The sequence below is a fragment of the Flavobacterium adiutor genome (genome assembly GCF_048282555.1).
Taxonomy (GTDB): domain Bacteria; phylum Bacteroidota; class Bacteroidia; order Flavobacteriales; family Flavobacteriaceae; genus Flavobacterium.
Map to the genome: position 1 here is coordinate 2,862,161 of NZ_CP182487.1, position 12,819 is coordinate 2,874,979.

The following is a 12,819-nucleotide window of genomic DNA, read 5'->3' on the forward strand; positions in this document are numbered from 1 at the left end:
TTTTTAAATCAACTCTTTAAAATATTGCTTCAAAACAACATCATTTTCAGCAGTTGGTGTAAATATTTCTAAAATAGCCGGAAGATCATTGTTTGCATAAAAAGATGCAATGCTTTTCTCTAAAGAATCTGTATCAGTTGCTGTAAAATAATTCATTTGATACATTTTTGCCAGATGCTCTGCTGTTAGATGGTGCGAAGTTTCAAAATAAGTATTAAAAACAGGTTTTTCTTCATGACCCGGCAAAATCCTGAAGATTCCTCCTCCTCCATTATTAATCAGAATAATTTTAAAATTTTTAGGAATATAAGAGTTCCACAAAGCGTTACTGTCATATAAGAAACTAATATCTCCGGTAATAAAAACGGTTTGTATTAGACACCCAACAGCAGCGCCAATTGCTGTGGATGTACTCCCATCGATGCCACTTGTACCTCTGTTACAAAAAACCTCAATAGAAGAATCAATATCAATTAATTGTGCATATCGAATAGCCGAACTGTTACTTATCTGTAAATGACTGTTTTTAGGCAGCGATCCTATTACTTTCTCAAATACTTTAAAATCTGAAAATAGTATTTTTTCTAAATATTTTTGCCTTTTAATTTTTCGCAACTGATAAACATTATTAATTTGCTCGAAATAATTACTTTCTGTAAAAACAGTTTTAGAAAACAAATCCTTGAAGAAATCATTAGGCTTCATTTCAAAATGTTCTGTTAATGCATTAAAGGTATCATAAGCACGTAAAGTATCAATATGCCAGTGATTCAGTGGTTTATATTTTCGTAAAAATGCTTTAATCCGTTTTGACACTACCATTCCGCCAAAAGTCACTAATATTTCTGGCTCAAATTCTTTAAAATCAGCATCGTCAAAAGGTGTAATCAAAGTATCAATACTATTAATAAAATCAGGGTGATGCAAATTAGAAGTCGTTTCTGTAAGTACCACAACAGACTGATCTTTTGCAAGGCTTTCTATAATTTCTTTATCGATTGATGCTGCTTCATTTACACCTACTAAAATGAGTTTACGTTTAGCTGAATTCCATACAGAAACAATTTCTTTAATATTTTTAATTGATTTTGTTTCGGTAATTCTTTCTAAACCAATAATTTTTGGACTGACAGAAAGGATATCTGTCGTTTCATATAAAGGTTCCTCAAAAGGTGCATTGATATGAACAGGTCCTTTTTGCAGAATAGCGGTTTCTATGGCTCTATTTATTTTCAGATCATTTTCTTCAGAAGCTTGTTCGGTTAAATTAGCATTGTAAACCGAATGATTCTGGAAAACATTTTGCTGACGAATCGTTTGTCCGTCTCCAATATCAATCTTATTCTGAGGCCGATCTGCAGAAATTACAAGTAACGGAATCTGACTGTAAAATGCTTCGGCTATAGCAGGATAATAATTTAATAATGCTGATCCCGATGTGCACACAATTGCTGTTGGCTTTTTTGTTTGTTGGGCAATTCCCAAAGCAAAAAATGCAGCACAACGCTCATCTACAATACTATAACATTTAAAATTAGGGTTTTGGGCGAAACCAATTGTCAAAGGGGCATTTCTTGATCCCGGAGAAATTATAATATTATGAATTCCTTTTGCTGAACAAATTTCTATAATGCTTTGTGCAAGCGGTATTTTGGGGTAAATCATTCCAATGCTTTATTATTTTTAAAGAAAATTCACTCCTGAAACTTTCCTTTTCCGAACACAAAGTTACAAACTTCGTTCTTGATTTAATTCATAAATAGAAAGATATTAAGATTGCTTGAAAAAAAGACAATATCTTTGCAGAACCGTATTTTTCGGAACTTCTTTATAACTTTCACATTATTATGAACGTAATCTTAAGACAAGCTACTTTAACTGATTTAGACAAAATCCTTAACATTGTAAATCATTCTATTTTACATACAACAGCAAATTATAGTTATGAAATTCAGGACTTAGAGGCTCAGAAAAAATGGTTCGAAGATAAAAAATTTAAAAATCTTCCTGTGATTGTTGCCGATTTGGATAACGAAGTTGTAGGTTTTGGCAGTTATGGACAATTCCGAGAAAAAGTTGGTTATCAATATACCGTTGAACATTCTGTTTATGTAGTTGACCATGTGATTGGAAAAGGGATTGGATCAAAATTATTAACAGAATTGATTCGTTTGGCAAAAGAACAAGGATACCACGTTATGATTGGTGCCATTGACGCTGATAACGCAGGAAGTATTTCTTTTCATGAAAAATTTGGATTTGTTGCCACTGGAACAATTCGTGAAGTTGGTTACAAATTTGATCATTGGCTTGATCTGGTATTCATGCAATTAATTTTGAAATAAATATATCCATTTTATATAGTATAAGAATTCTATATTTGCATTTTAATATTATGAACTTTACCCTGCTTTCCTCACCTTTACAAGGATTTACCGATTTTCGTTTTAGAAATGCGCAAAACAAAATTTTTGGTGGAATTGATACCTTTTATGCTCCTTACATTCGTCTGAATGGAAAATTGGTTGTAAAATCATCTTATGAAAGAGATTTACTTCCTGAAAATAATATTGGTTTGGAGGTAATTCCACAGGTAATAACAAATGATGCAGATGAGTTTTTATTTGTGGCTAAATATGTCAGGGAATTAGGTTATAAAGAATTAAACTGGAATTTAGGATGCCCTTACCCAATGGTTACCAAATCTGGAATGGGTTCTGGTCTGATTAAAAACACCAGCCAAATAAATCATATTCTGGAAAGAGCACATGCTGAAACCGATATTATTGTATCTATGAAAATGCGTCTGGGATATGAGACTCCCGAAGAAATTCTGGATGTTTTACCCATTTTGGATACCTATCCTATTAAAAATATTGCTATTCATGCCCGTATTGGCAAACAATTATACAAAGGCGGTGTACACCTAGATGCATTTCAGCAATGTCTCGACAATACAAAGCATAAGTTGTATTATAATGGAGATATTACTTCGGTAGCAAAATTTCATGAAATGCAGGAACGTTTTCCATTCATAGATCACTGGATGATTGGACGAGGCTTAATTTCTGATCCTTTTTTGCCAGCTATGATAAAAAACAACACTTTTGAATATCCTAAAAACAAAATGGAATTATTCAGCGAGTTTCATAATACTTTATATGCTATTTATAGTGAATCTTTATCAGGACAAACACATATTTTACTGAAGATGTATCACTTATGGGAATACTTTGCAGAAACATTTTCAAATCCGCATAAAGTACTAAAACTCATAAAAAAAGCAAAAAGCATTCGCAATTACGAAGCGGCAGTTGCATCGATTTTCAAAAATGAAAAATGAGATTTTCAGTTTTCTAAAAATCTCATTTCAAATTATTGTTTCTTTTAATTATCCTTTAATCCAGTTCACAATTTCTGGATCAGTAGGCAATGTCCTTGGTTTTATAACTTTAACCAGTTCTCCTTTTTCATTAATTAAATACTTTTGAAAATTCCACTCTACTTGAGAATCCTGAAGACCGTTTTTTGACTTTTGGGTAAGAAACTTATAAACTTCACACATATCGTCCCCATTTACGGAAACTTTATCCATCATTGGAAAAGTTACGCCATAATTTTGCTGGCAAAAAGCAGCTATTTCCTTATTTGTTCCTGGTTCCTGAGAAGCAAAATTATTTGCCGGAAAACCCACAATTACAAAACCTTTAGATTGATATTCTTTATACAAAGCTTCTAATTCTTTATACTGAGGTGTTAATCCACATTTTGAAGCTGTGTTTACAATCATGATTTTTTTTCCTTTCAAAGAAGAAAAATCAAAAGTATCACCCGATAAATCCTGTACTTTAAATTGATAAATGGTTTGTTTTCCCATAACTTTTTCTGTGTTAGATTTTTTGATACTTGTCTGAGCCTGAATTTGTGCTGTCATTAAAAAGATGGCACTAAAAACTAAAAATGCTATTTTATTCATCACTTATTTTTTTATAAAATTACTTAATTCTGGCTAAAATTAAGGATATCAAAAGTTTATTTTTTTAAATAAAAGTTAAATAAAAAGTGAAGCCTAACGTTAATCAGGCGTTAGGCTTCTACTCACAAACAAATCAAACCATCTATCTTTAAATTATCTACTTTTTAAAAGTAATTTTCTCAAATTTTTATGAAGACTACTTTAATTACCGGAAGAGTGAACAGTGCCGGTCATTAGTAAATAAACCGAACTGCTCTCGATCGTACCCGGTATTTTTATTCCTTTTATTAGTATTCATGTTCAAACAAACCCCTTTATTTTGTTTCGCTTCTCTACACAAAAAACACTCAAACTGATGTTTTTGAATAATTTCATTCAAAGGGCTATTATTATATTTTTGTATAGAAGTCAAAAACCGTCAATTATTACATTATATAAGAAATTTCTTTTGTTTAAAAAAATATTACCTTTTATTCATTAACTCTTCAAAAGATTATTTTTTTTAAACTCCTATTCTTTTGCTATTAAAATATAAATATTTAAGTTTTATGTTATAATAGCACATACGTAAGATGACTATCTATGGTTTCAAAAAAGCTGAAAAAAATTACCTTTTTTCATAATCTCTTATTTTACTGAGATTTGGAAGGTTAAAAAAATAAATTATCTTTATCCTAAGATACCCAAAAAAGTAATTTAAATTTATTAAAAGTCAAATCTAAATATATGAGTCAGGAAGAATTATTAGTTTTAATCTACAAGAAAGACGAAAGAGCTTTTACCCACTTGTATGACATGTACTCCAAAAGTTTGTTTTCTGTAATTAATGTCTTAGTAAAAAATAGAGAAGAAGCCGAAGATGTTTTACAGGAAGTTTTCGTAAAAATCTGGAAAAACATAGATTCTTATAATGAAGGAAAAGGACGTTTTTATACCTGGATTCTTAATATTGCCCGAAATACTTCTATCGATAAACTCAGGTCTAAAAGTTTTAATAATTCTCAAAAAAACCTTTCCTCAGATAATTTCGTACATCTGTTAGACGACAATAATAAAACCAATAATAAAATTGATATCATTGGAATTCAGGAATTTGTGAAAAAATTAAAACCTAAGTGTATTGAGATTATTGATTTGTTATTCTTTAAAGGATATACGCAACAAGAAGCGTCAGAAGAATTGGCAATGCCATTAGGAACTGTCAAAACACAAAACAGAAACTGTATTAATGATTTACGCAATTATCTAAAAATATAATGGAAGCAAAAGAATATATAGAATCAGGAATTCTGGAACTTTATGTTTATGGTTTATTAACCGAAACTGAAAATCTGGAAATAGCCGAAATGGCAAAAAACAATCCTGAAGTTGAGAACGAAATTATTTCAATAGAAAAAGCTATTGTTGCTTTATCATCGAGTTTTTCTCCTTTTCATTCGGTAGCGAATTTTGAAAAAATAAAAACCCAACTAGAACTGAAACACGGCAAAATAGTCGAAATGAAGCCAATAGCTAACCGAACACAGTATATTGGCTGGGCTGCAGCAGTATTATTATTGTTAGGTTTGGGGTATCAGACTTTAGAACTGACAAAAACAAAAGATATTATTACAACTGTCGGCAAAGAAAAAAACAAAATTGAAAGAGATTTTGCTTATTTAGAGAAACAAAATAAAGAAACAGAAAGAAGTTTAACCATTGTAAGAGATATTAAAAACACAGGTGTAACATTAGGAGGTCAGGCTGTTTCTCCAACCTCTTTTGCAAAAATATATTGGAATAAAGATACCAAAACAACCTATGTCGACGCCGCTGGACTTCCAAAACCACCAAAAGGAAAAGTGTATCAGGTTTGGGCACTTAAATTGAGTCCTGCCCTAACACCTACAAGTATAGGTTTATTAAGCAATTTTGACAATAACGATCATAAAATATTTGCTGTACACGAAACTGTTTATGCAGAAGCCTTCGGTATTACGCTGGAACCTGAAGGTGGTAGTCCGTCTCCGACAATGGAACAATTATATACTTTAGGAAAAGTTTAATTTTAGAAAAGAGCTGCTTTTTAATTAATCCTCAAATTCAAATTTGGGGATTTTTTATTAGGTGATATTTCCCACTTTACAAAATTAGATTCATCAGATTGTATTTTCTTTCAATTAATCAAATTTGCTACAGTGTTTAAAAAACTTAAAGTTCCATTTTCTCTAATTAACATTTTGTTTAATATTAACAGCATTTTAAAAAAAAGTACATTTTAAATTAATTTATTCTTATAAATATTCATGATAATCACTAATTAATTCAAAAACACATAAGATAATAATAATTATTTCATAAAAATATTTATAATAAAATTTCACTAGTGTCCACTAAAAATTAAAATAAGTTCTTTGAAATTATTGTAAATCTGTATTTTAAGAGTCATTTTAGAGCGTGACGATTTGAAATGATTATTATGTTCGTAAATCAATATTACGAATATGAATCACGGTAAATATGTCTTTTCTCAACTGATTGAATTTCTTCCTCAACGTGTTTTTGACAGGTTAACTAGTAAATATTCTGGCAATAAATCGGTCAAACATTTTACTTGTTGGAATCAATTATTATGTATGCTTTTTGGTCAACTTTCAGCAAGAGAAAGTTTAAGGGATTTGATAATTGTTATAGAAGCACATCAATCAAAATCATATCATTTAGGATTTGGCAAAAATGTAACTCGTAGTAATTTATCCAAAGCTAATGAAAATCGTAATTATAAAATATTTGAAGAGTTTGCCAATCATTTAATATTGATTGCCCAAGATAAAAAAAGCAATGATACCTTTGAAATAAAAGGCAATATTTATGCTTTTGATTCTTCAACAATTGATCTATGCTTGAATGTATTTTGCTGGGCTCACTTTCGAAAAACTAAAGCAGGGATAAAATTGCACACTCTCTTTGATATTAACACGCAAATCCCGGTATTTATTCACATTACAGAAGCAAATGTACACGATGTTAAGGCAATGGATGTAATAGATTATGAACCATTTGCTTATTATATTTTTGACCGTGCTTATGTTGATTATGATCGACTTTTTCGAATTACAAAAGCTAATGCTTATTTTGTAGTTAGAGCAAAATCTAACGTGAAATTTAAAAGAATGTATTCTTCAAAAATTGATAAAACCACTGGAATTAAATATGACCAAATCGGTAAAATAGAAGGTTTTTATACCTCAAAACATTATCCAGAAAAGATACGAAAAGTAAAATTTTTCGATACTGAAAATAAAAAAATGTTAGTCTTTTTGACCAATAATTTTGAATTATCAGCTCAAGATATTGCACTACTCTACAAACAAAGATGGCAAGTAGAATTGTTCTTTAAATGGATAAAACAGCACCTAAAAGTTAAGACCTTTTGGGGAACAACAGAAAATGCTGTTCGTATTCAAATTAATGTAGCAATTGTGACTTACTGCTTGGTCTCTATAATAGCAAAAGATTTAAAAATCAATCGCTCAACCTACGAAATTCTACAAATTTTATCCGCATCATTACTCGATAAAACATCTATAAATGAACTACTTATGAAATCAGATTACAATAATATCAATGAACATAATACTAACCAGTTGGTTTTTAACTTATTTTAAGTGGACACTAGTGATAAAATTTATTGAATTAAATTTGTGCAATCGATTACATTAACCACTTACGATATTAAACCAAATTTAGAAACTTAATTTTTTTAAAATGAAAAAAGCATTACCCCTACTTTTTTTTCTACTTAGCTTTTCTACTATTTTTGCTCAGAATTACTACATGTCTGCACCTGAAGGTTTTGGTGCGGCAGCAACTGGAGGTGGAACGCCAACTGCTGCTAATACAGTAACAGTAACGACTTACGATCAATTAACAGCAGCTCTTAGTTCTAATACTACTGCAACTTCTGTTATTTTGGTTTCTGGAATTATTGATTTCCCTAAACTATTCAAAGTTACACTTAGTAACAAAACCATTATAGGATTACCCGGAGCAAGACTTAGAAATCTTCAAATTACACCAGGTGATGTCGCAGGTTCAAAAGCTACTTCTGGAATCCTTTATATACAAAAGGCCTCAGATAATATAATCATCCGAAATCTTATATTTCAAGGACCAGGCGCATATGATGTAGATGGTGAGGATAGTTTGACTAATGAAGGAACTAACGTTTGGGTAGATCATTGTGAATTTCTGGATGGAATAGATGGAAATTTTGACAATAAAGGCTCAGCAGATAATATAACCATATCATGGTGCAAATTTTATTATTTAAAAACTCCCACACCAAGAAATGAAACAAATTTCACTAATGACCATCGCTTTTCAAATTTAATTGGATCAGATAAAAAAGATGTCAATACAGATGGCCATTATAGTATTACTTTTAAAAATTGTTATTGGGCAGATGGTTGCAAAGAAAGAATGCCAAGAGCAAGAAATGCTGAATTACATATCCTAAACTGTTATTATAATACTTCAGTTTCTGGATCTTTAGCAATAGGATTAGGCGGAGGAAATAACAATACAACTTGTTATGTAGAAAAATCTAATTTTGCTTCTGTTGGAACTGTTTATAAAGATTATATTTCAACTGACGGCGGAACAGTTGGCGTTGCATTTGATAATTGTGTTAAAGGTTCAGGTTCAACAGCTGTAACAGGATTAAATTCTGGTACGGTTTCAAAGCCTTCATATTCATATACCGTACTTCCTATTGGAGATGTTGCTACCTATCTAACAAATTCAAGTTGCGGAGCAGGAGCCACATTACAAGTCACTGCTGATGGTGTGATTTCTACAAGTTGCCCTAATACATTAGGTTTAAATGATAATGTGGCTAACTTAGAAATCAAATATTATCCAACCGTAATTGACAATGTTTTAAACATTGAGTTTTCAAGTATTGAGAATGGTAAAGCAGTTGTAGAAATTTTTTCTCCAAATGGTTCAAAAGTTTATACAACCTCAAAAAATGTTGCTGTTAACGAGAAATTAGAATTAAACATTGCAAACATTACCAGAGGAGTTTATATCTGTAAAGTTCAAATTGACAACAGAGTTAAAACTTTTAAGATTTTAAAAGGATAATATAATTCTAAAAAAAAATCATATAATTAAAACAGCAGTAAACTTAAGTACTGCTGTTTTTTTTATCATTTTACGATAAAATTTATTAAAAGCTCCCACCAGATCCCCCACCACTAAAATCACCGCCACCAAATTCCATGGGTGATTCAGATGGTTTGACTTCCCGTTTTATTCCAACTGTAGAAGCAATAACTAATGCTTCGGCATTTAAGAAATTGTCTAAATGATTTATTCTGTCAGGTCTAAATGTTAATCCGCTTTCTTTATCTTTTAAAGCTTTAATTGAAAAATAAGCTGTTACAAACAATACAAGACCTCCAAGTGTAAGTGCAATTTCAATTGGCAAAACCGAATAATAAAACCGAATGGTATATATTGAAAAACCAATCGCTAAAAAACTAATCCACAACATTATTCTGTCTTTCGTTTTTAAAGCCCGAAACAAATAAACAGCCGGCACTATAAAAGTGAATGCATAAAAGAAATACGAAAATGGAATATCCTGACCAGGTTTAACGTCAACTCCCAAAAGTTCTGCCGAAAGTTCTCTCACAACCAAATAATTACAAGAAAGATAGAACAAAATCAAACAAAAACTATTGGCTAATAAAAGTCCGTTATAATAATAGGTTTCTTTTAATTTTTTAATTCTGTTTCTGGAAAAAAAATAAAAACCTACTGAAACTAACATTGCAGCAAACGGTAAAATTGTTTTACCAACAGCTCCGATTTCAAACATTCCGAAAAATAAAACAGCTGAAGAAGCCATACAGAAAACAAGAACGGATAATAAATGTAAATATCTTCTGTAAGTCAAAAAAGAAACTACAGCAACTACAATAGCCGTTGTAAGTCCTGAATAATAATCCTCAGTAAGGATAATACCCGCACATCCTGCATTAAGTATTATTCCTAAAATAAAAGCATCATCTAATCCGTGTCTATAATATTTGTTTGCAGCTAAAAATTCAGCACCAGTGATACCAATTCCTGCAAAAAGGAAACAGCAAATCTTAAAAAAAGTATTATCAGAACCACTGGATAGTACAACCATAGAGAAAACTCCACAAATAGATGAATACAGAAATGTCCCCAGCAGAAAGAATCCTAATCGGACTAAAATATTATTTTGAATTTTAAAAGAAGGCAGTTCATTTCTAATAATCTTCTTTTGTTCTTTACTGATAAACCCTCCATCTTTAAGAGAATCTGCTTCTTCTGTTAAGAATAAATTGTTTAATAATTTTTTATCGTGTGCTATCATTATTCGGCTGTTTCTTTGTTAAACTTTTTGATCAAATTTATAAACATAACTATCGAGCCAATAAAATAGGCAGGTAATAATAAAATAAATATTATCCAAATATCATCAAAATCAACATGTTTAAATAGGTTAAAAAGAAAAATATTGCCTCCTATGTAGGCATAAATAATCATAAAAACATACAATGACATCGCTTTAAGCTGATAACTTACTTTATAAAAATAGTATGATGAAACTGCTAAAATGATACTGAAAAAAATCCAGCCTAAGTCATAATCATCATACATGTTGCTTATAGAAGCTACGCTAATTAAATGCAGAGCAAACGTGAGATAAACTAAGGTAAAATGGGTTTTGAGCTTAATTTTAAAACTATACAACGTCCATAAAATCAGTAAAAAGCTCAGCAAAATAGCTGAATAACTTAAACTTTGATTGGCATAAAAATCATTATTACCATTAAAAAGTTCCTGAGGCGTTACTGTAAGTCCTACATACGCAGCTAAACCTGTTACTGCAATTGTCAAAACACTTTTATTATCGAAATAATATGCACATACAAAACTGACGATAGTTGGAACCAAAGTAGCCAAACCGTAATGTGTACCAAAAGCTTTATATTGAAACTGAAGATATCCAACAAAAATACAGGTTAAAACATTGGCAGTTAAAACCACATATTCAAGAAACGGACTTTCTGATTTAGATTCTGCTCTTTGAAAGCCAATTGAATTTTTAAAACAATAGTAAAAACAACCGCAGGTAAGCGCAAACAAAATAGATAGTAAAGCTATATGCCCCACACTATCAATGTTATCATAAATTAGGATTCCAATTCCTGAAGTGAACATTAATACCGAAATCGAAAGCAGTAATTTTAATTCTACACTAAGCGAAAATATATTTCTGCTTCGATATTCTTTTATTTCTTCAAACTGATTTTCAGTAATTAAATTTTTATCATAAAGTTGCTGAGTAGCCTGCCTGTCAAATTGCGTCATGTTTTTATTTTAAAAATGATCAATTCTCAAATTTAGAGAATTAGGTCGAATTTTCTTAAAGAAGAAATACTTTATTTTATAGAAATAAAAAAACCGATTTGCTGTAAATCAACAAACCGGTTTTTAAATAGAGAATTAAAGCGCTTAAAAAGCTGCTTCCATTTTATTTTTTATCGCATCAAGGCATAAATTGTTAATACTTCCTTCATGCGTGTGTTTGGTTTCTTTTGGAGATTTGTATGTTCCTGCTTCTAATTGTTCTGCAACAGCTTTGTAAGCATCTCTAAACGGCATTCCGTCAACAACCATTTCGTTTAAAGTATCTACCGTAAACAGATAATCGTACTTTTTATCTTCTAAAATACCTTCTTTAACCGTAATATCTTTAATTGAAAATATTGCAATATCTAAACAAGCTTTCAGATTTTGAATTGCAGGAAACAAGCCTTCTTTTAAAAGCTGTAAATCTCTGTGATACCCGCTTGGTAGATTATTGGTGATTAAAGTGATCTCATATGGAAGCGCCTGAATCTTGTTGCATTTCCCTCTGATTAATTCAAAAACATCCGGATTTTTCTTGTGAGGCATGATGCTCGAACCTGTTGTAAGATGGGCAGGAAGACCAATAAAATCAAAATTCTGGCTCATATACAAACAAACGTCCATTGCGAATTTTGATAACGTTCCTGCAACGCTTGTCATGGCAAAAGCAACTGTTTTCTCTGCTTTTCCACGGCTCATTTGTGCAGCTACAGCATTGTATTTTAAAGTTTCAAAACCTAATTCCTGCGTTGTAAACGTTCTGTTGATTGGAAATGAACTTCCGTAACCTGCTGCAGATCCTAACGGATTCTGATCTACAATTTTTGAAGCAGCGTTCAGCATCGTAATGTCATCAATCAAACTTTCTGCATAAGCTGAAAACCACATTCCGAATGACGATGGCATTGCGATTTGCAAGTGCGTGTAACCTGGCAATAATATATTTTGATATTTTTCTGCAGATTCCATCAACAAGTCAAAAAGTGTTTTCACCTGCTCTTTTATTGCTTTTAATTCGTCTTTTAAATACAAATGAACATCTACCAAAACCTGATCGTTACGGGAACGAGCGGTGTGGATTTTCTTTCCTGCATCGCCAAGTTTTACGGTTAACAGATATTCGATTTTAGAATGTACATCTTCAAAACTGTCTTCGATTTCGAAATTACCTACTACGATATCTGCGATGATTTCGTTTAAAGCATCAACTAAAGATGTTGTTTCCTCGACGGTTAATAAACCAATCTTACCCAACATTTTGGCGTGTGCAATTGAACCTAAAGCATCGTATTTTGCTAAAACCAAATCCAGTTCACGATCGTTTCCAACTGTGAATTGTTCGATTTTTTTATCTGTTGGTATTCCTTTTTCCCAAAGTTTCATAACTTAGAATTTTAGATTTTTAGACT

At 31.1% G+C, this 12,819-nt stretch carries 11 protein-coding genes; 6 read left to right on the plus strand and 5 right to left on the minus strand.

All coding sequences use genetic code 11. The features are described from left to right. Positions 1 to 3: 3 nt before the first annotated feature. On the minus strand, positions 4 to 1,665 hold the full coding sequence (gene menD / locus ACNC7R_RS11930) for a 2-succinyl-5-enolpyruvyl-6-hydroxy-3-cyclohexene-1-carboxylic-acid synthase (protein WP_417941305.1): 1,662 nt from the start codon (positions 1,663 to 1,665) through the stop codon (positions 4 to 6). Between the two features lie 182 nt (positions 1,666 to 1,847). On the opposite strand from menD, the gene ACNC7R_RS11935 reads away from it, so the two are divergent. Together ACNC7R_RS11935 and ACNC7R_RS11940 are read left to right on the plus strand one after the other, a co-directional pair. Further along, on the plus strand, positions 1,848 to 2,345 hold the full coding sequence (locus ACNC7R_RS11935) for a GNAT family N-acetyltransferase (RefSeq protein WP_417941306.1): 498 nt from the start codon (positions 1,848 to 1,850) through the stop codon (positions 2,343 to 2,345). A gap of 50 nt (positions 2,346 to 2,395) precedes the next feature. After that, on the plus strand, positions 2,396 to 3,343 hold the full coding sequence (locus tag ACNC7R_RS11940; protein ID WP_417941307.1) for a tRNA dihydrouridine synthase: 948 nt from the start codon (positions 2,396 to 2,398) through the stop codon (positions 3,341 to 3,343). A 48-nt stretch (positions 3,344 to 3,391) separates the two neighbouring features. Here the strand turns inward: ACNC7R_RS11940 and ACNC7R_RS11945 are convergent, their stop codons facing one another. After that, complete coding sequence (locus tag ACNC7R_RS11945) at positions 3,392 to 3,976, minus strand: glutathione peroxidase (RefSeq protein ID WP_417941308.1); 585 nt, start codon at positions 3,974 to 3,976, stop codon at positions 3,392 to 3,394. A 726-nt stretch (positions 3,977 to 4,702) separates the two neighbouring features. Between ACNC7R_RS11945 and ACNC7R_RS11950 the strand changes: the two genes are divergently transcribed. From ACNC7R_RS11950 to ACNC7R_RS11965, 4 genes are all read left to right on the plus strand, one after another. After that, complete coding sequence (locus ACNC7R_RS11950) at positions 4,703 to 5,233, plus strand: RNA polymerase sigma factor (protein ID WP_417941309.1); 531 nt, start codon at positions 4,703 to 4,705, stop codon at positions 5,231 to 5,233. Beyond that, positions 5,233 to 6,021, plus strand: a complete 789-nt coding sequence (locus ACNC7R_RS11955) for an anti-sigma factor domain-containing protein (protein ID WP_417941310.1) — start codon at positions 5,233 to 5,235, stop codon at positions 6,019 to 6,021. Before ACNC7R_RS11950 ends, ACNC7R_RS11955 begins: the two co-directional genes overlap by 1 nt. Positions 6,022 to 6,459: 438 nt before the next feature. Beyond that, on the plus strand, positions 6,460 to 7,623 hold the full coding sequence (locus ACNC7R_RS11960; RefSeq protein WP_417939790.1) for an IS4 family transposase: 1,164 nt from the start codon (positions 6,460 to 6,462) through the stop codon (positions 7,621 to 7,623). Positions 7,624 to 7,723: 100 nt separating this feature from the next. Next, positions 7,724 to 9,103, plus strand: coding sequence for a T9SS type A sorting domain-containing protein (locus ACNC7R_RS11965; RefSeq protein ID WP_417941311.1), 1,380 nt, complete (start codon positions 7,724 to 7,726; stop codon positions 9,101 to 9,103). 85 nt (positions 9,104 to 9,188) lie between these two features. Here ACNC7R_RS11965 and ACNC7R_RS11970 read toward each other — a convergent pair whose 3' ends face one another. The 3 genes from ACNC7R_RS11970 to argH all read right to left on the minus strand — a co-directional run bounded on the left by ACNC7R_RS11970 (position 9,189) and on the right by argH (position 12,793). After that, positions 9,189 to 10,367, minus strand: a complete 1,179-nt coding sequence (locus ACNC7R_RS11970; protein ID WP_417941312.1) for a hypothetical protein — start codon at positions 10,365 to 10,367, stop codon at positions 9,189 to 9,191. Further along, on the minus strand, positions 10,367 to 11,368 hold the full coding sequence (locus ACNC7R_RS11975) for a DUF2157 domain-containing protein (RefSeq protein WP_417941313.1): 1,002 nt from the start codon (positions 11,366 to 11,368) through the stop codon (positions 10,367 to 10,369). Before ACNC7R_RS11975 ends, ACNC7R_RS11970 begins: the two co-directional genes overlap by 1 nt. Positions 11,369 to 11,512: 144 nt before the next feature. Then, positions 11,513 to 12,793 (minus strand): argininosuccinate lyase, encoded by a 1,281-nt coding sequence (gene argH, locus ACNC7R_RS11980; RefSeq protein ID WP_417941314.1) that lies wholly within the window; start codon positions 12,791 to 12,793, stop codon positions 11,513 to 11,515. Positions 12,794 to 12,819: the final 26 nt, after the last annotated feature.

Coding starts and splice junctions, on each gene's coding strand:
- ACNC7R_RS11975 (WP_417941313.1), bottom strand. CDS start 11,368: ATGACGCAATTTGACAGGCAGGCTACTCAGCAACTTTATGATAAAAAT.
- ACNC7R_RS11935 (WP_417941306.1), top strand. CDS start 1,848: ATGAACGTAATCTTAAGACAAGCTACTTTAACTGATTTAGACAAAATC.
- ACNC7R_RS11965 (WP_417941311.1), top strand. CDS start 7,724: ATGAAAAAAGCATTACCCCTACTTTTTTTTCTACTTAGCTTTTCTACT.
- ACNC7R_RS11950 (WP_417941309.1), top strand. CDS start 4,703: ATGAGTCAGGAAGAATTATTAGTTTTAATCTACAAGAAAGACGAAAGA.
- menD (WP_417941305.1), bottom strand. CDS start 1,665: ATGATTTACCCCAAAATACCGCTTGCACAAAGCATTATAGAAATTTGT.
- ACNC7R_RS11960 (WP_417939790.1), top strand. CDS start 6,460: ATGAATCACGGTAAATATGTCTTTTCTCAACTGATTGAATTTCTTCCT.
- argH (WP_417941314.1), bottom strand. CDS start 12,793: ATGAAACTTTGGGAAAAAGGAATACCAACAGATAAAAAAATCGAACAA.
- ACNC7R_RS11970 (WP_417941312.1), bottom strand. CDS start 10,367: ATGATAGCACACGATAAAAAATTATTAAACAATTTATTCTTAACAGAA.
- ACNC7R_RS11940 (WP_417941307.1), top strand. CDS start 2,396: ATGAACTTTACCCTGCTTTCCTCACCTTTACAAGGATTTACCGATTTT.
- ACNC7R_RS11955 (WP_417941310.1), top strand. CDS start 5,233: ATGGAAGCAAAAGAATATATAGAATCAGGAATTCTGGAACTTTATGTT.
- ACNC7R_RS11945 (WP_417941308.1), bottom strand. CDS start 3,976: ATGAATAAAATAGCATTTTTAGTTTTTAGTGCCATCTTTTTAATGACA.